Raw genomic sequence first — 20374 nt, forward strand, 5'->3', positions numbered from 1 at the left:
CTCCTTTTCGCTTGGCAAGTCATTCCTTTGTCCAGCTTCTACAACGTAGCAATGCTGATGGCGATGCGTGGGTTATCATCGGTTGCTTTATGTGACCTTGTGCTGCGACCGCATGTGGTTCCTCGCTCAGTTCCCGTTCTCCTCGAGCGGCTCGAGGCGTATCAGCTTGCCGTCCTCCTCGTCAGTGAGAACGTAGACCAGCCCATCGGGCCCTTGCTCGACGTCGCGAATACGGGCGCCAAGCGGGATGCGCTCGTCGTTGGCGACCTCATCCCCCTCCAGCGTGATGCGCACCAGGCCATGCTCCGAGAGCCCGCCGATCAGCATGCTGCCTTGCCACTCCGGCAGGGTGTCACCGGTATAGAAGATCATGCCGGAAGGGGAGATGACCGGCGTCCACTGCTTCACCGAACCGGCGTAGTCGTCATTGTCGCTGGGGTCGGGGATGTCCTCGCCGTCGTAGTGTTGCCCCCAGCTCACCTCGGGCCAGCCGTAGTTGCGTCCCGCCTCGGGCCGGTTGAGTTCGTCGCCGCCCATCGGGCCCATTTCGGCCACCCATAATTCGCCCGTCTCGGGATGGATGGCTGCGCTCTCGATATTTCGATGGCCGTAGGACCAGATTTCGTCGCGGGCCTCTTCGTCATCGAGTAACGGGTTGTCATCCGCGGCCGTGCCGTCGTGCTTGAGCCGCACGATAGTGCCCAAGTGGTTTGAGGGATCCTGGGCCGGTTCGAACTGAAAGCGCTCGGCCAGGGTGAGGAAGAGCGTCTCGTCTCCGGCAAAGACGATGCGGCCACCGAAGTGGTTCTCGTCCTTGACTCGCGGCTCCATGCGGAAGATCACCTCGAAGTCCTCGAGCCGGTCGTCTTCCAGACGGCCGCGACCCAGGGCGGTGGTGGCGCCCTCATCACCGGGTTCGGAAAAGGAGAGATAGACCTGCCGGTTGGATTCGAAATCGGGATGCAGGGCGACATCCAGCAGTCCGCCCTGGCCCTGGTTGAACACGTCGGGCACGCCCTCGAGCGGGTCGGAAAGCGTTTCGTCCTCCGAGAGTAGCCGCAGTCGACCCTCGCGCTCGGTGATCAGCATTCGGCCATCGGGGAGAAACGCCATTCCCCACGGATGCACGAGCCCATCTACGACGGTTTCGATGCTCAAGGAACCGGCCGCGGTCTGAACGGACTCCTTCGGCTGCGCCGAGGCGAGGGATGACAGGGATAGGGCAACGGTAGCGAAGCCGAGCGCGGCGATCGGAATGGTGCGCGTCATGAGAGATCCTCCTTGAAGAGCGTTGTCTTCAAGGTAAACGCTCGGCCCCGGCTGGCAAGCGAAGCGAGACGGGGCATGGAGTACTTCGTCGGAGACGTTGGAAGCTCCTGCTAGTTGGTCAGGTCGCTTCAGAAGCGGCGCGTGTAGTTGACCATGACGGCGATCTCGTCGGCGGCGTCCCGCTCATGCCCGGGTTCGATGGAGTAGAGCAGGTTGAGCTGCAACCGGGTGCGCTCGGAGGGCAGCAGGGCGTAGCCGAATTCGATGTCGCGTTGCCGGCCGGACGGGCTCAGCGACACCTCGCGCTCCTCGCGTACGACGTCACCGTCAAGTGTGCGCCCGGTGGGTACGCTCAGCGTCGCGTTGGCCGTCGAGACATGCATCGGTTGGCGTAAGGCCAGCGCGGCCTGTTGACGCTCGCCTTGCCACTGCAGGCCGAACGAGGTCTCCCGTGTCCGCAGGTCATCGATGGCTTGTATCAGTCCGCTACCGGCCATGCCGCCGCGTCCCGTTTCATGCACGGCGAAGGCGTTGAGCGTATCGGCCAACCGGTAGTCGAGCTGGATGCGCTGCGTGTGCAGGCGGTTATCCTCGCCGAACGCTAGCGCCCCGGCGCCCTGGGCGCCGAGCAGGCCGTGCGTTTCTTTCATAACCCCGGCTCCCGCGGTCAGCGATAGCCGTTCGGTCAGTTCGACGGCCAGCGCCATCTCCGAGCGGTCGGCTCGATAGGCGCTCGTCAGGCCGGCCGCGTCATCGGCAGCGTCGCCCGCCCAGTACTCGGCAATGAGCGAGAAGCGTTCGCCCAGCCCCATGCGATGGCGGATTCCGGTAACCCGCTCCAGGTCATGGGTGAAGTCGGAGCCGCCCTGGAAAGTGAGCATCGGCATGAAACCCGTCTCGAAGGAGGGGCTCATGGGGTTGGGTTCGTCGCCGGCGAACTGGAAAATCGACCAGGCATGCTGGCCGAAGCGACCATCCAGGCGGGCCGCCGTGGCTTCGCCATAGGCGTTGTGGCGGGCCATGAAGCGCATGTCACCGAATTCACTGCGCGTTTCGGCGCGGTGCGCCTGTGAGGCCGTCGCCATTTGCTCCATGTGCCGACGCATCGCACGATCCCGCCCGGTCCGCTGCGAGACATGATCGGAGAGATCGGTGCGGTAATCGCGACCGAGCTCATCGAAAACGGCGATATCCGCCAGCGCGCCGGAGGTTGCCAGGGCGTCCCCGTAGGCGCCGGAGAGCTGAGCCGCGCTCGCCTCGAGAGCGTGTCCACCCTGCGCCACGCTGTCGCCGCTGGGCAGGGTCAGCTCGCCTTGGGGCGCCAGCGCATCCGCCAGGCTGGCCTCGCCCTGGCCGAGATAGAAATAGCCGCAGTTCACGTCTCCGCTCGCACCGCAGCTGTCGTCGTCATACAGCGGCGACGTCCGGTCGGCCGTATCCAGCAGCAACTGGGTGACCTGCGTCGCATCCAGGTGAGGCCATGTCTCGATGATGGCGGCGGCGTAAGCCGACACCTGGGGAACGGCGAACGAGGTGCCCAGGCCCCAGCCGTAGCTATCGTCGGCGTCGTCCAGGGCCACGAGGGTACGCCAGGGCGCGGTGAGGAAGCGTGCCTGCCAGCTCAAGTCTTCCCCCGGGTAATTGCTGAGCGCGGCTTTCTCGATCTCGTCCGAGCCGTTGCGGACCGACCCGCCGACGATCAGCATCCGCTCGAAGATATCCGCATGCTGGTGGATGGGGTTGTCGGCCTGCAGGGCCACGCCCTGGTTACCGGCTGCCACCGCGTATACCGCCCCCCGGCCTTCGTTGGCCGTGACGACACGGTGCAACGAGTCGATGGAGCGACGACCCAGGTAGCTCGATGTCGCGCCGGGGGCCTCCAGCCGGCCGCTATAACTATGGTTGACCACACGCGAGCCGCGATCGGCAAGGTAGCCCACGCTGTAATCCATGATATGGGCGTATGAGTTCTTCTCTTCGCCGAGATTGACCTTGGCGAGGTTCAGGCCATGCACGTCCGTCGCCAGGGTGGTAACCGAGGCGACCGCGGTACCGTGTCGGCTCGAAGTCGTGACGTCGGGGTCATCCGGGTCGGCCAGATTCTGGGCGGAGGCGATTCTCGGTTCGAGGCTCTCGTGGCTGAGGCGGAATCCGGAGTCCGCTACCCCGATCAGTACGGCATGGTCCGTATCGGGTGACGAAAAGTCGGGGTTCGGATCCGGTCCGGGATCCAGCTCGTGCGGAGGCGGTGAAGGCGTATCGGTGGCATCACCGGGAGGAGAGGTCCCACCACTGCTGCCGCACCCTGCCAGGGCGAATAGCAGTATCCCACCATAGCGGCGAGAGAGGGCGTAGGCGTCGCGTCCTTGTGTCATGGTGCATCGTCCCTGTTCTTGTCGTACGGATCCCGTTGTTCGCTCTGGTTTTCTTGCGTCTCTCTGGGTCGAATCATCTGATACGTTCTAATGCGATAGTACCAGTGAATGTCATCAGCATAGGTGAGCGCGCTGACGGTGGAATGGCGAAGGGGTTCGCTTACGTTGCCCTTGTGTAAGAAAAGGTAATCGCGCTTTCGAGAAGGGGGTCGATGCCGCTTCGAGATGTCGCGTTGCGCCTGGTGTCTCAGGCGTCCTGGCTTCGTCGCTGCACCTGCTGCCTGGCGTATTGGCGGAAGGCCTGTTGCACCACCAGGCGCAGCTCGTCGTCGTCCCATGGCTTGGTCAGGAACTTGTCGATGGCGCTTTCATTGATCGCCTCGGTTACGGTCTTGAGGTCGGTATAGCCCGACAGCACGATCTGGATCGTGCCGGGGTAGAGCTCCTTGGTACGTCGCAGGAATTCGATGCCGCTAATCTCGGGCATGCGCTGGTCGCTGATGATGACCTGAACGTCATTGGTGGCCAGCAGCTCGAAGGCTTCCTGGGCGCTGGTCGTGGTGAGGATCCGGTAGCCGTCACGGCGCAGCAAGCGCTTGAGCGCACTCAGGATGTTGGCCTCGTCATCGAGCAGCAGCAGGGTCTGGCCGCCCTGGTGGCCTTCGCGCCGCTGACGGTCGAGGGCTTGGGCCCGGTGGTGCTCGTCGAGGAAGCGAAGCAGCTCGTCCAGCGGCATGGGGCGCGCGAAATAGAACCCCTGGAAGTTCTCGCACAGGTGCTTGCTCAGATAGGCGTACTGGGCCTGGGTCTCGACGCCTTCGGCGACCACCTGCAGCTGCAGTTGGGTGGCGATCGCTACGATGCCCTGGGCGATGGCCGCATCGCGATGATCGCTGATGATCTCCTTGATGAAGGAGCGGTCGATCTTGATCTTGTCGAGCGGTAGGTGCTTGAGATAGCTCAGGCTGGAAAAGCCGGTACCGAAGTCATCGATGGCGATGCCGATACCGTGGGAGCGTATCTCCCGCAGGGCCTCGATCGCGCTCTCCGCATGGCCCAGCAGAATGTTCTCGGTCAGTTCGAGCTCGAGCAGCGAGGGCGCGAGTCCGATCCTTTCCAGCACTTCCAGCACATCGGTCATGAAACCGCTGCGCTGGAACTGCAGCGGCGAGACATTGACCGACATGACATAGTGTCCAAGTCCCAAGTCGTTGAGGCGTCGGTTGTCGCGACAAGCGGTGGCCAGCACCCAATCGCTAATGGGCACGATCTGGCCGGTATTCTCGGCAACCTCGATGAAATCGGCGGGAGAAACCTGGCCACGCTGGGGGTGATTCCAGCGCAGCAGGGCCTCGAAACCGAGAATCCGGCCGCTGGGCCCGTGAATCTGCGGCTGATAGTGAAGCTCGAACTGCTGCTCCTCGATGGCACGCTGGAGTTCGTTGCGCAGTGACAGATGGTGGCGGACCTTGTCGCTGAGGTCGGGCGTGAAGAACTGGTAATTGTTGCGTCCGAGACGCTTGGCCTTGTACATCGCCAAATCAGCCTGCTGAAGCAGCGTCTGCGCGGGCGTTTCGTTGCATTCGCAGAGCGCCACGCCGATGCTACCCGTGAGATAGAGTTCGTTGTCGTCGATACGGTAGGGCCGGGCGATCTCGGCGAGCAGCGGTTCGATGATCGCTCTGCTCTCGTCCATGCCTTTCAGCCCCGGCAGGATCATCACGAACTCGTCTCCGCCGAAGCGTCCCACGCTGTCACCGGGGCGCACGTACCGCTCCAGGCGTCGCGCTACCTCGATCAATACCCTGTCTCCCATTTCATGCCCCAGGGTATTGTTGATCGGCTTGAAGGCATCCAGGTCGACGATCAGCACGGCCAGTTGGCGCTGTGCCTGGTTAGTGTGCCGACAGCCTCCGAGAATGGCCTGCTCGATCGAGGTGCGATTGGGCAACCCGGTCAAGGGATCGTGGGTGGCGTTGTAGCGCAGGGCAGACTGGGCCATTTCATGGCTATGAACTCGTCTGTGGCGTCGATATTCAGTCAGGCCAAGCAGGCCCAGGCCGATGATCAGCAGGAAGCCGAAGATCAAGCCGCTGTTGGCAAGCAGCGTCGCCGGAAGCGATGTCATTCAGCGTCATCGTCCGGCAGCTTCACCCACAGGACATAGTGTGTGTCTTCGGTTTCCTCGAAGCGTATCAGACGCTCGATCAGATCCCGTGTCAGCTGCTTGCCCTCGTGGAGCAACAGCATGCCGCTTTCTGAGTGAAGGTCGCGCACCAGCACCATGCCTGGCTCGAGATGGCGAGTATCGAGCGACTTCACCACCTTGCCGTCGACGCCGAGATCGGGCGCCTGTTCGATGCACAGGGTGACGAAGGCCTCGCATAGCTCGGGATCGTAGATTCGCCCGCCCAGCTTGCGCAGTAGCTTCAGGGCATCGTCTCGCGGCAGACGGCGTTGCAGCACCATGCCACGCTGCAGCTCGATGAAATCGACGGCCAGACCGAGCAGGCGGGCTCCGTAGGGGATCTGCTCGCCCTTGAGACGATCGGGATAGCCACTGCCGTTCCAGCGTTCGTGGTGGTGACGGATGATACGGGCGGTTTCCTCGAGATGATCGAGCGACATCAGCAGCCCTTCGCCCGTTACCGGGTAGCACCGGTAGGTCTCGCGATCGACGTTCGTGAGAGCATCGGAGGGGGTCGCCAGGAGCCGGTCGCTCCAGGTCATTTTGCCCAGGTTGTAGAGCGAGGCGGCCATCAACAGGCTATGAGTGAGTTCGTCGTCGCACTGGTGGGTTTGGGCAAAGGCCTTGATTAAGTCCCGAACCTGGGTATTGGTCTGCAGCTGGCTTGGCAGCCGCTGGTTGATCAGCGTCGAAAAGACCTGGGTGGCGGTGACGTAGCTGTGCTTCAACTCGCTCTGAGCCAGCTCCAGCATATCCGCCAACTGCTGCAACTCACCGGTACGCGCACGGACGCGCTCCTCCAGGTAAGCGTTGAGCGAGGTCAGTTCGCGGTTCTGTTCCTGGGTCAATGCCTCGAGTCGGCGACGCTCGCGCTCCGCCTGCTGATGGTCCAGCGCTTGGCGAATCGTCAGGCGCAGTTCGTCATCGTTCCAGGGTTTCGCGATATAGCGATAGACATGACCTTCGTTGATGGCGCGGATAGTCGAGCTCAGGTCGGCGTGACCGGTCAACATCAAGCGACGGCAGTCTGGCCAGTGCTGCTGGATATGTCCAAACAGCTCCGCACCGTCCATGCCGGGCATGCGCTCATCCGAGACGACCAGGTCGATGGGCTCGTTCTGCATGAGGGCCAGCGCTTGATTCCCGTCGCTTGCGGTCAGCAAGCGATACCCTTCCCGGCGCAGCGTACGGTTGAGAGCGCCAAGAATGTTGGGTTCATCGTCGACCAGCAACACGCTGGGGAGAGGAACGTCCATGCCCTTGCTTGCGTCGATCATGCTGGCCCCCATACGGCAACGGTAATTGGGTGCGAATAGACAGCCGCCGTGAAGACGGTGCCGGTTTCGCGCTTCCCGCCGCTGGCATCGGCGGGTCATCAGGGGGAAGAGAAAGGAACGTCCTTATGCGTCCTCTCATTCAACCTATCGGCAGATTTCGGCACCTCTTTAGCCGTCGTGGTTCCGGTCGGGGCAACTGCCAGGCACGGGCGCGAGGCACGTCTTGCATGACGCGGCGTTAGCGCCGCTCTCCGTCAGCTTCTATAACTGGGGCAGGACAGACAATTTCGACGGAAGGAGTCGTTATGGACGCGATCTGGACGCTTGGCAGCCGCAACGTGGCGGATTACGCGCCGCTGAACGAGAACACCGAGACCGACGTGGTCGTGATCGGCGCCGGTATCACCGGCCTCACCACGGCGCAGGTGCTGGCCGAAGCGGGCCAGCGCGTAATGATCCTGGAAGCCTCCAGCGTCGGTGCCGGTGTCACCGGCGGCTCCACCGGGAACCTGTACAGCACGCTCGCCTCCGGGCTGGCGCCGCTGCGAAGCAAATGGGGCGATGCGGTGGCGGCCGACGTGGTGCGGGCGCGGGCCGAGGCGGTGGATCATGTCGAGAGGCTGGTTGAGCGCTTCGCCATCGACTGCCAGTTCCAGCGACAGCCGGCGTATCGGCTGGTCACCGACGACCGGCAGCATGCGGAGCACGACCTGAACGGTGAGCTCGATGCCATGGTCAGCGCGGGGCTCGATGCCACGGAAGCCGACGGCCCTGGGCTGCCCTTCGACTGCTGGGGCATACGTGTCGCGGATCAGGCCCAGTTCAATCCGCTGCACTACGTCCAGGGCTTGGCTTCCCACTTGATCGATGAAGGCGTGGTGATCCATCAGCACAGCCCGGTACGAGAAGTGAATGCCAAGGAAGGTTGGGTGCGCACCGATGCGGCCCGCATCCTGGCGAGCCATATCGTTTTTGCCACGCATACCCCGAAGGGGATCAACATGCTGCAGGCAGGCATGTTGGTGTCGCGGGAGTATGCCGTCAGCGCCCGGCTACGCAGCGGCGACTATCCCGAAGGCATCATCTGGGTGCTCGATCCTTTCCATTCGCTGCGCAGCTATCGCCACGGCGATCAACGCTACCTGATGGTGATCGGCGAGAAGCACAAGACCGGCGAGCATCGCGGCGACCATTACCAGCGACTGCGCGAATACCTCGAGACCCACTTCGATATCGAGAGCTTCACCCATCACTGGTCGGCCCAGCAGTACAGCTCACCGGACGGGCTGCCCTACATCGGCAGGGTGCACGGTCACGACAACCTCTACATGGCCACCGGCTTCGCCGCCGACGGCCTGGTATGGGGCACGCTGGCCGGGCGCATCATCGCCGATCGGATCCTCGATCGCGACAATCCCTGGCAGGCGCGCTTCGGCGCCCGGCGTATCACCCCGGGCAAGTCGGCAATGCAGTACGCCAAGGAGAACGCCACGGTCACCAAACACATGGTCAAGGACTACCTGGGTACCGAAAAGCTCGAGGATCTCGACAGCATCGGTGCGGGCCAGGCCCGTGTCGCCACCGTGGACGGCGAGAAGCTGGCGATCCACCGCACGCCGGCCGGCGAACGCAAGGTGCTCTCCGCCATCTGCCCACACATGAAGTGCGTGGTGCACTGGAACGCTGCGGAATCGACCTGGGACTGCCCCTGTCACGGCAGCCGCTTCGATACCGACGGGGAAGTGATCGAGGGGCCGGCATACCATCCTTTGTCCCGGCCGCACGCTGCGGATTAAGGCAGGAGTGGCAGCGCTTCCCGCCGCTGGCGCGGCAGGCGCCACCACATCACCATCAGCGCGATGGCCAGTAGCGCTTCGGCCAGGTCGCCGCCGTAGTACATCAGCATGGCGGCGGCCTGAATCTCCTCCACATCGTGTCCGGTTCCCCGCGGCCAGAGATAGCCGTACATCAGCTTGCCCAGAATGGCGTGAGCGGCCATCGACACGAACAGCACGCCCAGGCGCAGACGCAGGCCGTGCCCATGCGGGGCGCTGTCGGGGCCGGCCAGAATGGCCCAGCAGAACAGGTAGCCGGCGAGCAGGAAATGCAGGTGCATCCAGGCGTGAAGAGTCGACCCCTGCTGAGTGGCGGCGAAGAGCGGCGTGAGATAGAGCAGGTACATGCCGCCCACGTTGAGCAGCAGCGCCGTGATCGGGTGGGAGACCGCGCGCAGCGGGGGGCTTTGCAGCACGGCGACCAGGTGCCGTGCCGCCCCGGTCGGCAGCGTCTTGAGCGCCAGGGTGACGGGTGCGGCCAGTACCCAGGCCAGGGGTGCCAGCATGCCGATGGCAAGGTGCTGGGCCATGTGACCGCGCAGGTCGTGATGAGCCCAGGTCAGGGTCGGTGGGGCGAGGGCTGCGGCAAGCAGCAGGCTGCCGCCGACGAAGAAGGCGCAGCGCCAGCCACTCCAGCCGCTGCCGACGTGCCGCTGGTGTCGGGCGGAGACGAGATACGCCAGCGTGAGCGCCGCGATCGCGACAAGCGGTAGCAGGGCGAGCGACGAGGCGTCGACACCGAGGCCGTGCGACCCTGGCATGGCCTAGTGTCGTCTCAACTGCCGCGTACGGCGAAGGAGCCAGGCGCCCAGCAGCAGCAGTGCGATGGCCGACAGGTTCCAGGCCAGGTCGTAGGCCAGCAGGTCCACGTCGTAGCGGATCTGATGAATGCGCAACAGCTTGTGGCTGACGATCCCGTCGAAGAGCTGGAAACCGCCCATGCCGAAGAGGACGCCGGTCCAGGCCAGCCGCATTGCCAACCGACGCTGGCGCGCCAGATCCAGCAGCAGGAAAGTGCCGATGACCAAGGCCAGCAGCTCGCCGGCGTGCAGCAGACCATCCGAGACGATGCCGATCGTCGGCGTGGCGCGATCGAAGAAGTGATGCCACTGCAGCAACTGATGGAAGACGATCTCGTCGATGGCCGCCATCACGCCGATGCCTAGTAGCGCGGCATAGCCGAGTGAGCGCCTGGCATCGCGGTCGGTCGGGATTTCGCTGGGTGCCTCGTTAGGCGAAGAGCGCTTCATTGCATCCATGCTCCGAAAAGGCCTGGCTCTCAGGTTAGGCCAGCCACCGCTCGCTTCAAGCGCGCAACGATGCGTGCGGTTATCCCGACGGCGCTTGGTGTCGTGCTCCGCGCTGGGTAAGCTGTCCGGGTCGGGCAGCCGCTTCGCTGCGCCGTGCGCTTGGCTACATTCCAATCTGCCCCTGCAAAAGGAAAGGCTCCATGCTCGTCATGATCCTGGGACTGCTGATCTTTCTCGGCGCCCATTCCGTCCGTATCTTCGCCGATGACTGGCGGACCGCACAGATTCAACGTCTGGGAGAGGGTCGCTGGAAGGTGCTCTTTACTATCGTCTCCATCATCGGCCTGGCGCTGGCCATTTGGGGGTACGGGCGTATGCGCCTCGATCCTATCTGGATATGGGCACCGCCGGTCGGCCTGCGTCATCTCGTGGCGCTGCTGATGATCCCCGCCTTCATTCTTCTGGTGGCCGCCTACGTGCCGCATAATCACATCAAGGCCAAGCTGGGGCATCCCATGGTGTTGTCCGTCAAGGTCTGGGCCTTTGCCCACCTGCTGGCCAATGGCCGGCTCGGCGATATCGTCTTCTTCGGTGCCTTCCTGCTCTGGGCCGTGCTCGATTTCCGCTCTTCCCGGCGCCGCGAGCCCGCACCGGCCGTGACGCCGCGCGCCTCCGGCACGCTGGTCGCGCTGGTTATTGGCCTGCTTGCCTACTATTTGTTCGCCTTCCACCTTCACGTCTGGGTGACCGGCGTTCCCGTGATGTAATCCTGCGCCTGCTTGGCAGCATGGCGTGCGGCGGAGTTGATGCAGATCAAGGCGACTCCGCCCAAGTTGGTCGAATCTGATCGAAAGTCCGCCGGTCGGCGGCATCGAGACAAGAGGAACCAACCATGCCTGCCATGATGAAAGCGGCGATTTTTGCCGAGCCGGGACGCATCGAGATCGAGGATAAGCCGATCCCCGACATCGGCCCGAACGACGCCCTGATTCGGATCACCACCACGACCATCTGTGGTACCGACGTTCATATTCTCAAGGGCGAATATCCGGTCGAGAAGGGGCTCACCATTGGCCACGAGCCGGTCGGTGTGATTGAGAAACTCGGCGCCAATGTGAAGGGCTATCGCGAGGGGCAGCGAGTGATCGCCGGCGCCATCTGCCCCAGTTTTACCTCCTACGCTTGCCAGGATGGCTGCAGCGCCCAGGATGGCGGCCATCATGCACATGGCTACAAGCCCATGGGCGGTTGGCGCTTCGGTAACACCATCGACGGCGCCCAGGCGGAATATCTGCTGGTGCCCGACGCCCAGGCCAACCTCGCTCCGGTGCCGGATGGCCTTAGCGACGAGCAGGTGCTGATGTGCCCCGACATCATGTCGACCGGCCTTGCCGGTGCCGAGTCGGCGGGCATCAAGATTGGCGACAGCGTGGCGATCTTCGCCCAGGGGCCGATCGGACTGTGCGCTACCGCCGGGGCCCGCCTGCGCGGAGCCGGTTTGATCATCGCCGTGGACGGTGTCGATGAGCGGCTCGCGATGGCCAGGAGCCTGGGGGCCGATATCACCCTCGATTTCCGCAAGGTCGATGTCGTCTCGGAGATATTGCGTCTGACCGGTGGGCGCGGCGTCGACGCCTCCATCGAGGCGCTGGGGCTGCAGTCCACTTTCGAGGCCGCGTTGCGCGTCATCAAGCCTGGCGGCACCCTCTCGAGCCTGGGGGTCTACTCCGAGGATCTGGTCCTTCCGCTCGGCGCCTTCCATGCCGGCCTGGGCGACCATCGCATCGTCACCTCGCTCTGTCCTGGCGGCAAGGAGCGCATGCGCCGGCTGATGCAGGTGATCGAGACTGGCCGGCTCGACCTCAGTGGCCTGGTCACCCATCGCTACCGGCTGGAGGATATCGTCGATGCGTACGACCTCTTCTCGCATCAACGCGACGGGGTACTCAAGGTGGCGATCCAGGCGGGCTGAGCCTCTGGATCGCTGCAAGAATCGTGGATAGGGGCGGATGGTCGGCCGCCCCGCGGCGTCATGGCTCGAGTTCGGCTACGCAGTATCCGTCCTTGCCGGCCATCTTCACTCGGTACATGGCCATATCGGCGCGCTGAATCATGTCGGCGACGTTCATGCCGGGGTAGGGAAACAGGCACACGCCGATGCTGGCTCGCAGGGCGAGGGGCTCGGGAACGTCGGACAGCGGCGACCTGAGGCTGGCCAGCAGCTTGTCCGCCAGTCGGTGAACGTCCCGCTCGGAGGCGAGGTCGCGAGCGAGCACGAAGAATTCATCCCCGCCGATCCGTGCCACCGTGTCCGTCTTGCGCACGCTGTTCGTCAGGCGTTCGGCCACTCGCACGAGCAGTTGGTCTCCCATGCGATGACCCAGACGATCGTTGATGCGCTTGAACCCGTCCAGGTCGATGAACAGGCCGCCCTGCAGCAGCCGATGCCGCTGGCTGGCCGCCAATGCCTGCCGGATACGGTCGTGCAGCAGTTCCCGATTGGGCAGGCCTGTCAACGAATCGTGCAACGAACGTTCCCGATGATAGTGCCGCTCCTTCTCTAGCTGGCGTTCGCGCAGATAGAGCTGTCGCGCCTGGCGCTCCACGAGATAGCCCGTGGTGCCGGCGATCAGATTGGCCGAGACGATGAAGACGTTATGGCTAAAGAGAATATGGCCGGGGTACTCCAGCAGTAGCCCGAAGGCCAGGTTGTAGCTCACCAGGAGCAGCGCATCGATGCCCAGGGCATAAGCAAAGCGGACCCCGATGAAGTTGTAGGTGTAGAAGGTCACCATGACCATGGCGGGGTAATAGTAGGACGCGTTTGCGAGAGGCACCTGCGACTGGATGGCGATCATTCCGAAGCCGGCTGCGAGGCAAACGGCGGACAACCACCACTGCGCCATGCGCTGGAAGGCCTCGGTGAAGCTGACGGCGAGTATCAGGATCGGGACCAGCAGGGCGGTGAGACGCGACTGCCACACACCCGAGCTGGCCTCGGGCGGAACGAACCAGATGTCCAGCAGGCCGCACAACAGATAGACCAGCATGCCGACCAGGATCGCCGTACGCCCATGTATGAGAGTGCGGGGAAAGGTGTCGTGCCGGTAGGCGAGTTCCAGCTGCGAGTCGCAGAAGCGAAGACCGAAACGCCTCAGCACGCTCGGGTTACCCTGCGCAATAGCCGTCATGGGGGCTCGTCAGACCTCATACGCGTCAGGACGACGAGGAGCGAGGGCACTCGATGCCCATTGCCTTGCCTGGTTCTGCCTGCGCTTTTTTTCTGGGTTCGATTTTTGCAGGCAGGCTACCAGCAAGCGGATCGTGCAGCTAGCCATGCGCGACATGCATTCCCAACGGGAGCATGCCGCCGCTTGATGGCGACGCCCCGGGCAAGCCCCGTGTGAGCGGGGCGGACAGCGACCGAGCAGCGTTGAAACCGGGGGCGGCCCTTTCTCAACGGGATGCTACTCTTTGTTACACGGCGCTGAACGGTCATTCAATGGTCATCCCGCCGTCATGTAGTCGCGCGATAAGGGTCGGGGGCTTGCACCAGCCTGACCCCTGTCCCCTTGTGTATGACCATCATGGAGAACTCGTCATGTCGTTTACACGTCGCCGCTTCCTGCAGGGCACCCTGGCCGCCGGAGCGGTCGCCACCGTGCCGTCGTTCTATATCAACAAGGTACTGGCCCAAGAGCAGACCCTGCGTATCTACGCCTGGGCGGGCTACTTTACCGACGAAATGCTGGCCGACTTCACCGAAAAGACGGGGATACGGGCGACTTTCACGCCGTACGGTACCAATGACGAGCTGATGAATTCCCTGCGCGCCACCGACGGCTCCGGCTTCGACGTGATCATGCCCACCGTGGACCGCGTGCCGGGCTATCTCGATTACGATCTGGTGCAACCGCTGGACGTGTCCCGCATCAACTGGGCCGGCGCGCTGGACAGCGCCATCGAGGGCTCCGAGGTGGGCGGCGTGGTCAACGGCAAGCGCTACTTCGCCCCCAGCGACTGGGGCACCGAGGCGATCTCCTGGCACCGCCGCGACGCTAGCATCGACCGCGCCAACCTCAGCTATGCCGACCTGTGGAATCCTGAGCACGGCCAGGGCGTGACGGTGCGCGGCCACTCGGCGCTGGTGGGCATCGGCCTGTGGCTGGAGCGCGAGGGTCGGCTGCCGCATCCGCTGCTCGACTCCTACAAGAGCGAGGAGGCCATGCGCGCCAACTTCGACGTCATTCTCGAAGAAGCGGTCAAGCACAAGCAGATGCTGGTGCAGTTCTGGGACACCGAAAACGACGCCCAAGCGGCTTTCCGTACCAACGGTGCGGTCATCGGACAGACCTGGGATTCCACGGCTTTCCGCTTGCAGCAGGAAGGGGAGGACATCGCCTACGGCGCACCGAAGGAAGGGGCGCTGGCGTGGATGGAGGGCTTCGTGATTCCCAAGAACGCCCAGAACCCCGACGCCGTCTACGAGCTGATCAACTGGTACTACACGCCGGAGGCGGGCGCCTTGTTCGTCAAGGCGACCGGCTACAACTCCACGTCCAAGGGCGCCACCGAGCTGCTGCCCGACGAGACGCGCCAGTTCTTCACCGACTCCTACACCGAGCAGGACCTCGCCAACCTTTGGTGGTGGCCGATCCAGGAACCGTGGTACGTGGCGCTGCGCAACGAGTATCAGGATCGCTACCTATCGGCATAAAGAGCCGCTCTTCCAGCTTCGCTCTTTTAGCCGCGTAGCGGCGATCTTTTATACGAGGTGTTGATGGACGGTAGCGTCAGACTGGACGAGGTGGTGATGCGCTTCGGCGATTTCACCGCCATCGAGAAGACGTCGCTTGCGATAGGCTCGGGCGAATTCTTCAGCTTTCTCGGCCCTTCGGGCTGCGGCAAGACCACCCTGCTCAACATCGTCAGCGGCTTTCTGACCCCGAGCGAAGGGCAGGTGGTCATCGGCGGCGAGCCCATGGCCGGGGTGCCGGTCAACCGCCGGCCCACGGCGATGATCTTCCAGAACCTGGCGCTGTTTCCCCTGATGAGCGTGTTCGAGAATATCGAGTTCGGCCTCGAGGTGCGCGGTGTCGACAAGCGCAGGCGGCGCGAGGCCTCCGAGCGCCTGCTGGCGCTGGTGGCGCTGGAGGGCAGCGGGCCGAAAAGGGTGACCGAGCTCTCGGGCGGGCAGAAGCAGCGTGTAGCCATTGCCCGGGCGCTGGCGGTGGAGCCGCGCGTGCTGCTGCTCGACGAGCCGCTCTCGGCGCTGGACCTCAAGCTGCGGCAGCACATGCGCGCCGAACTCAAGGCGATCCAGCGCAAGACTGGCATCACTTTCATTTATATCACCCATGACCAGGGCGAGGCGCTGACCATGTCCGACCGGGTGGCGGTGATGTCGGCGGGGCGCATTCAGCAGGTCGCCGACCCCATGACGCTCTACCGCGAGCCTGCCACCGGCTTCGTTGCTGCCTTCGTCGGCGAGAACAACCGCATCCAGGGACGCGTGATCGATCGCGAAGGCGAGCGGGTGCGCCTCGATGGCGGTGCTCTGGGCGAACTGGCCGGACGCGCGAGCAGCGAGACACGCCTGGCCAATGGCGAGGCGGCGGTGCTGTTCGTGCGCCCCGAGCACCTGCGTCCGGTCGCGGCAGGTGTGGCGGGCCCCCGCTTCGACACCGAGATCGAGGCGGTGCACTTCGAGGGCGCCTGGATCATGCTCGAGACGCGCTTGGTCGCTTCCGGCGAGAAGCTGCGCGTACAGCTCGGCCATGAGGTGTCGCGCAACCAGGCCGATGCGCTTGCCGTGGGCCAGCGCATGGCATTCGCCTACGACCCGATCGACGCCGTGGTACTGCCCGACGACGGCAGCCCGGTGCTCGACGACGATACCGGCGAAGTGGTGGAAAGCGGCCGGGCGAAGGCCGGAGGAGCGCATGTTTAGGCAGCTCCAGACGCGCTTCGGTGGACCGCTGGCGATGGCCATCGTCACCCTGCTGGGGGGCTGGCTGATCGTGATGGTGGCCCTGCCGCAGCTGCAGATGATCGAGTATTCGCTCAAGCCCAACCTGCTGCCGGCCCAGCTCGGCGGGCCCGAGGATCGGCTCACGCTGGCCAACTACGCCACGCTTCTCGCCAACGACATCCACCGCGCGATCTTCTTCAAGACCCTTTGGTCGAGCGTGCTGGTCACGCTGCTGACGCTCGCGGTGAGCTATCCGCTGGCCTGGTACCTGGCCAAGGTTGCCACCCCGCGCCAGGCGGCGCTGTGCATTTTGCTGCTGATCGTGCCGTTCTGGATCAACGAGATCCTGCGTACTTACTCCTGGTTCATCATCCTGGCGTTTCGCGGCCCGCTCAACGAGGTATTGATGATGCTGGGGCTGATCGAGCGACCGATCCGCTTCCTCAATGGCAACGGTGGGGTCATGGTGGGCATGGTCTACGCCTACATCCTGTTCATGGTATTCCCGGTCTACAACGCCATCGAGAGCCTCGACGACAACCAGGTGCGCGCCGCCCGCGATCTCGGCGCCGGCACCGTGCGCACCCATCGACGCATCGTTATTCCCCATGCCAAGCCGGGCATCGCCACCGGCTGCATCATGACCTTCATGCTGGCGGCGGGCAGCTACGCGGTGCCGGCGCTGCTCGGTTCGCCGGGCAGTCGCTGGTTCACCCAGATCATCTACAACTGGTTCTTCGAGGGGGGCAACTGGAACCAGGGCGCGGCCTACGCCTTCCTGCTGCTGATCCTATGCATCGGCTTCATGTCGCTGGTCATGAAGATCTTCAAGGTGGGCCTGGGGGACATCGGCAAATGAGTTCGCAACGCTTCCTCGCCTTCGGCCTGCGCTTCTACGTGGTGGTGTTCTTCGCCTACCTGTTCCTGCCGCTGATGATCATGGCGGCGGCCACCTTCAACGACAGCCGTTTTCCCACCGTGACTCCCTGGGATGGCACCACCCTGCGCTGGTTCGGTGAACTCGCCGCCGACGGCGGCATGTGGCAGGCGCTCGGCAATAGCCTGATCGTGGCGGCAGGAGTGCTGGTCGTCGCCGTGCCCATCGGCATCGCCACGGCGCTGTTCCTCAATACCGTCTCTAGCCGCGCCAAGCCGTTTCTGTACGCGCTGATCCTTTCGCCGCTGCTTACGCCCGGCGTGATCATCGGCATCTCGACGCTGATCTTCTGGCGCCAGTGGGGCGTGAGCGGCGGTATCTTTCTCACCGTGCTGGGGCAGGCCACCTTCATCGCCGCCTATGTGATGCTGATGGTCACCGCGCGACTGCAGCGCTTCGACCGCACCCTGGAGCGCGCGGCGCTGGACCTCGGCGCCAGCCCCTGGCAAGCGTTTCGCCGCGTCCTGTTGCCCTACCTCAAGCCGGCGATCCTGTCGGCGGCGGTGATCGCCTTCCTGCAGTCCTTCGAGAACTACAACACCACGCTGTTCGTGGTGGGCTACGACACCACCCTGACGGTCTATATCGCCTCCAAGGTGCGCACCGGGCTGACGCCGGCGGTCAACGCGCTGGGGCTGATCCTGATCCTGTTCACCGTGGTGATCGCCGTCGTCTATGAAATCAAACGGCGGCGCGAGACGGCGCGCAGCGTCAAGGGCGTCTAGTCCGCGGCTGGCGGGGCCTCGGCCAGCGGGCGAGCCGGCAGCCAGGCCCGGGCGGACAGGCCCCCCAGGGGGGAGGTGTCCAGTTGCAGCCGGCCGCCGTGCAACGTCACCAGGTCGGCGACGATGGACAGCCCCAGGCCATTGCCGGAGCGCCGCTCGTCCAGGCGTGAGCCGCGAGCCATGGCGGCCTCTCGCTGCGTCTCGTCCATGCCGGGGCCGTCATCCTCCACGCAGAGCCAGATCCCGTCGTCCCCGTTATGCCCCCCCAGGCGGACATGACCGTTCGCCCAGCGCAGGGCGTTGTCCAACAGGTTACCGACGAGTTCCTGAAGGTCCTGGGGCGCCATTCGCACGCGCAGACCGCCCGGCAGGCTGTGCTCGAATTTCACGCCGCGGCGACCGGCAAGCCGCCCCAAACCGTCGAGAATGGGGGCCAGCACTTCGGCCACCGCGACCTTGGGAGCCAGGCCAACATCGCCCGCCGCGGTGGCACGGGCCAAGTGGTGGCGCACGGCATCGTCGATGCGTCCGAGCTCGTCGCGCATCTTGGTGCGGCGTGGCTCCTCGATGCCATCGGCGAGCGTGGTCAGCACGCTCACCGGGGTCTTGAGGGCGTGAGCCAGATTGCCGGCGGCATGGCGGGCGTGCTCCATCAGGCGCCGGTCACGGGCCAGCACGGCGTTCATGGCGCCGGCAAGGCGAGCCAGCTCGGCGGGCAGGCGGGTGTCGAGCCGCTCGGCGTCGCCGTTCTCTACCTGCGCCAGGTCGCCTTGCATGCGTCGCAGCGGTGCCAGACCCCAGCGCACTTGTAGGGCCAGCATCGTCAGCACCAGCAGGCCCAGGCCGGCGAGCGACAGCGCCACCAGCCGGGCGAAGCGATCCAGCTCGAGGTCCAGCGTCTCGCGCGGCGCCGCCACGCTGACGTGCAGCGGGGCCTCGAGCGGAGCCAGGTGGATGTCGCGCTCTACGACCCGCAGCGGTGCGCCGCGCGGCCCCATCAGGTCATGCCGGACCACCCCGGTCGATTCGCGGACGGGCAGGCGCTGGTCCCATAGTGAGCGCGAGGTCAGCACCCGCTCGCCACCGTCGCTGACCTGCCAGTACCAGCCGGAAAAGACCTGCTCGAAGCGCGGGTCGCCGAGATCGCGTTCCTGCACCAGGCGTTGCCGCACGTCGTCCCAGGCGAGTCCGGCGATCACCACGTTGAGCAGCGCCTCCAACTGACGGTCGAAGGCGCCGGTGGCGGTGGTGCGAAAGTGCTGGGCGAGGCCGAAGCCGGCCAACGGCAGGGTAACCGCCAGGACCAGCAGGGTGGCCAGTATCAGTCGGCTGGCCAGCGACAATCGGCTTAGCCGGTTCATGAGGCCTCGGCGTCGCCGATGAGCCGGTAGCCCTGGCCGCGGCGGGTCTCGATGCGCGCCGCTCCCAGCTTGCGCCGCAGGCGGCTGATCTGGACATCGATGACGTTGGAGTCGGGCTCATGGTCACGGTCGTAGACATGCTCGGCGAGCTCGCTGCGGCTGACCACCCGTGGAGCGGCGTGGGCCAGATAGGCGAGCAGACGAGATTCCTGGGCGGTCAGGCTAACCGGCCGGCCGGCCAGGGTGACGCTGCCGGTATGAGTATCGAAGGCCAGCTCACCGATGCGCAGCACCGGGTGAGCATGGCCGTGGCTGCGGCGCACCAGGGCGCGCAGGCGGAACAGCACTTCGGCGGTCTCGAACGGCTTGGTGACGTAATCGTCGGCTCCGGCGGAGAAGCCGGCGGCCTTGTCGGCCCAGCGGGTGCGCGCCGTGAGAACCAGCACCGGCAGTTCAATGGCATCCTCCCGCCACTCGGCGAGCCAGCGGCTGCCGTCGCCGTCGGGAAGGCCCAGGTCGAGGATCACGGCATCGTAGGCTTCGGTGCGCACCAGAAAATCGGCCTCGCCGCCGCAATCGGCCTGTTCGACCAGCACCCCGGCCTCGTGCAGCGCCTCCGCCAGTGCCTCGGCCAAGGCATCGTCGTCCTCCACCAGCAACACCTTCATTGCGCCTCCCCGTTGCGCCGCATGCCGTCGATGTTGACCCCCTCCATGCCGATCAGCTCACCGCTCTCGGCGTCGAACTCGAACTCCACCACCTGGCCCTGGGGGCCGAGCATCTCCACTTCGTAGATCGCGCGGCCGTCGTCGCGCTCCAGCTCCACTTCGAGTACCTGCCCCTCGTAGCGAGCCTCCAGCCAGTCGAGGATCGTCGGCAGGGCGACCAGGCGGCCGCTGCGCACCGCTTCATGGAGGTCGCGCCAATGCTCGTCGGCCAGGCCATGGCCCGCCGTCAGGCCGAGAAGCGCCGACAACAACAGAGGGGGCAGCGCACGCCGGCCGAGCGCCGCGAGCGAAAAGGGAGGCAGTGGTCGAGGGGGGCGTGTCTTCATGTCGCCAAGGATGCCGGGCCGGACATGAACACAGCATGAACGTCGCCGTCAGCTTCGGGCAAGGTGGTCGGTGATAAAACCTGTGGCGTACCCCGAGCGGGACACTTGAACGCACCACCATGCACGGAGGAA

The 20374-nt window shown here is 64.7% G+C and carries 17 protein-coding genes; 7 read left to right on the top strand and 10 right to left on the bottom strand.

Annotation, left to right across the window (positions count from 1 at the left end; translation table 11 throughout):
* Positions 1-126 precede the first annotated feature (126 nt).
* The 4 genes from CYJ07_RS17265 to nosR all read right to left on the bottom strand — a co-directional run bounded on the left by CYJ07_RS17265 (position 127) and on the right by nosR (position 7109).
* The gene (locus tag CYJ07_RS17265) at positions 127-1269 is read right to left on the bottom strand and encodes a PQQ-dependent sugar dehydrogenase (protein WP_104204963.1); all 1143 of its coding nucleotides are present in this window, start codon (positions 1267-1269) and stop codon (positions 127-129) included.
* A gap of 128 nt (positions 1270-1397) precedes the next feature.
* Complete coding sequence (locus CYJ07_RS17270) at positions 1398-3644, bottom strand: S8 family serine peptidase (protein ID WP_104204964.1); 2247 nt, start codon at positions 3642-3644, stop codon at positions 1398-1400.
* Positions 3645-3891: 247 nt separating this feature from the next.
* Complete coding sequence (locus CYJ07_RS17275; protein ID WP_104204965.1) at positions 3892-5772, bottom strand: EAL domain-containing protein; 1881 nt, start codon at positions 5770-5772, stop codon at positions 3892-3894.
* Positions 5769-7109, bottom strand: a complete 1341-nt coding sequence (gene nosR / locus CYJ07_RS17280; protein WP_104204966.1) for a response regulator c-di-GMP phosphodiesterase, NosR family — start codon at positions 7107-7109, stop codon at positions 5769-5771. The genes CYJ07_RS17275 and nosR overlap by 4 nt, the downstream gene beginning before the upstream one ends.
* Positions 7110-7414: 305 nt before the next feature.
* Between nosR and CYJ07_RS17285 the strand changes: the two genes are divergently transcribed.
* A complete protein-coding gene (locus CYJ07_RS17285) occupies positions 7415-8905 on the top strand; it encodes an FAD-dependent oxidoreductase (RefSeq protein WP_104204967.1) in 1491 nt (496 codons plus the stop codon).
* On the opposite strand, the gene CYJ07_RS17290 is transcribed toward CYJ07_RS17285, so the two are convergent.
* Together CYJ07_RS17290 and CYJ07_RS17295 are read right to left on the bottom strand one after the other, a co-directional pair.
* Complete coding sequence (locus CYJ07_RS17290; RefSeq protein WP_104204968.1) at positions 8902-9705, bottom strand: cytochrome c oxidase assembly protein; 804 nt, start codon at positions 9703-9705, stop codon at positions 8902-8904. The two genes, CYJ07_RS17285 and CYJ07_RS17290, sit on opposite strands and share 4 nt — an antisense overlap.
* Before the next feature lie 3 nt (positions 9706-9708).
* Complete coding sequence (locus CYJ07_RS17295; RefSeq protein ID WP_104204969.1) at positions 9709-10194, bottom strand: DUF2243 domain-containing protein; 486 nt, start codon at positions 10192-10194, stop codon at positions 9709-9711.
* A 200-nt stretch (positions 10195-10394) separates the two neighbouring features.
* On the opposite strand from CYJ07_RS17295, the gene CYJ07_RS17300 reads away from it, so the two are divergent.
* Both CYJ07_RS17300 and CYJ07_RS17305 read left to right on the top strand, forming a co-directional pair.
* Positions 10395-10961 carry an NnrU family protein gene (locus tag CYJ07_RS17300; RefSeq protein ID WP_104204970.1) on the top strand — a complete coding sequence of 189 codons (567 nt, stop codon included), beginning with the start codon at positions 10395-10397 and terminating at the stop codon, positions 10959-10961.
* Positions 10962-11086: 125 nt separating this feature from the next.
* Positions 11087-12166, top strand: coding sequence for an NAD(P)-dependent alcohol dehydrogenase (locus CYJ07_RS17305; protein ID WP_104204971.1), 1080 nt, complete (start codon positions 11087-11089; stop codon positions 12164-12166).
* A 58-nt stretch (positions 12167-12224) separates the two neighbouring features.
* On the opposite strand, the gene CYJ07_RS17310 is transcribed toward CYJ07_RS17305, so the two are convergent.
* On the bottom strand, positions 12225-13385 hold the full coding sequence (locus tag CYJ07_RS17310; RefSeq protein WP_104204972.1) for a GGDEF domain-containing protein: 1161 nt from the start codon (positions 13383-13385) through the stop codon (positions 12225-12227).
* A 410-nt stretch (positions 13386-13795) separates the two neighbouring features.
* On the opposite strand from CYJ07_RS17310, the gene CYJ07_RS17315 reads away from it, so the two are divergent.
* The 4 genes from CYJ07_RS17315 to CYJ07_RS17330 all read left to right on the top strand — a co-directional run bounded on the left by CYJ07_RS17315 (position 13796) and on the right by CYJ07_RS17330 (position 17827).
* Positions 13796-14911 carry an extracellular solute-binding protein gene (locus CYJ07_RS17315; protein ID WP_104204973.1) on the top strand — a complete coding sequence of 372 codons (1116 nt, stop codon included), beginning with the start codon at positions 13796-13798 and terminating at the stop codon, positions 14909-14911.
* 63 nt (positions 14912-14974) lie between these two features.
* Positions 14975-16144: an ABC transporter ATP-binding protein gene (locus tag CYJ07_RS17320; RefSeq protein WP_104204974.1), complete on the top strand. Its 1170-nt coding sequence runs from the start codon at positions 14975-14977 to the stop codon at positions 16142-16144.
* Positions 16137-17024 (top strand): ABC transporter permease, encoded by an 888-nt coding sequence (locus CYJ07_RS17325; protein ID WP_104204975.1) that lies wholly within the window; start codon positions 16137-16139, stop codon positions 17022-17024. The genes CYJ07_RS17320 and CYJ07_RS17325 overlap by 8 nt, the downstream gene beginning before the upstream one ends.
* Positions 17021-17827, top strand: coding sequence for an ABC transporter permease (locus CYJ07_RS17330; protein WP_104204976.1), 807 nt, complete (start codon positions 17021-17023; stop codon positions 17825-17827). Before CYJ07_RS17325 ends, CYJ07_RS17330 begins: the two co-directional genes overlap by 4 nt.
* Here CYJ07_RS17330 and CYJ07_RS17335 read toward each other — a convergent pair.
* From CYJ07_RS17335 to CYJ07_RS17345, 3 genes are read right to left on the bottom strand one after another with little or no spacing between them, the layout of a single operon-like run.
* On the bottom strand, positions 17824-19188 hold the full coding sequence (locus CYJ07_RS17335) for an ATP-binding protein (RefSeq protein ID WP_104204977.1): 1365 nt from the start codon (positions 19186-19188) through the stop codon (positions 17824-17826). The genes CYJ07_RS17330 and CYJ07_RS17335 overlap by 4 nt on opposite strands.
* Positions 19185-19856, bottom strand: a complete 672-nt coding sequence (locus tag CYJ07_RS17340) for a response regulator transcription factor (protein WP_104204978.1) — start codon at positions 19854-19856, stop codon at positions 19185-19187. Before CYJ07_RS17340 ends, CYJ07_RS17335 begins: the two co-directional genes overlap by 4 nt.
* On the bottom strand, positions 19853-20242 hold the full coding sequence (locus CYJ07_RS17345) for a PepSY domain-containing protein (RefSeq protein WP_104204979.1): 390 nt from the start codon (positions 20240-20242) through the stop codon (positions 19853-19855). Before CYJ07_RS17345 ends, CYJ07_RS17340 begins: the two co-directional genes overlap by 4 nt.
* Between the last annotated feature and the right edge of the window lie 132 nt (positions 20243-20374).

Origin of the sequence: Billgrantia saliphila (genome assembly GCF_002930105.1) — a bacterium.
Classification (GTDB): domain Bacteria; phylum Pseudomonadota; class Gammaproteobacteria; order Pseudomonadales; family Halomonadaceae; genus Halomonas; species Halomonas saliphila.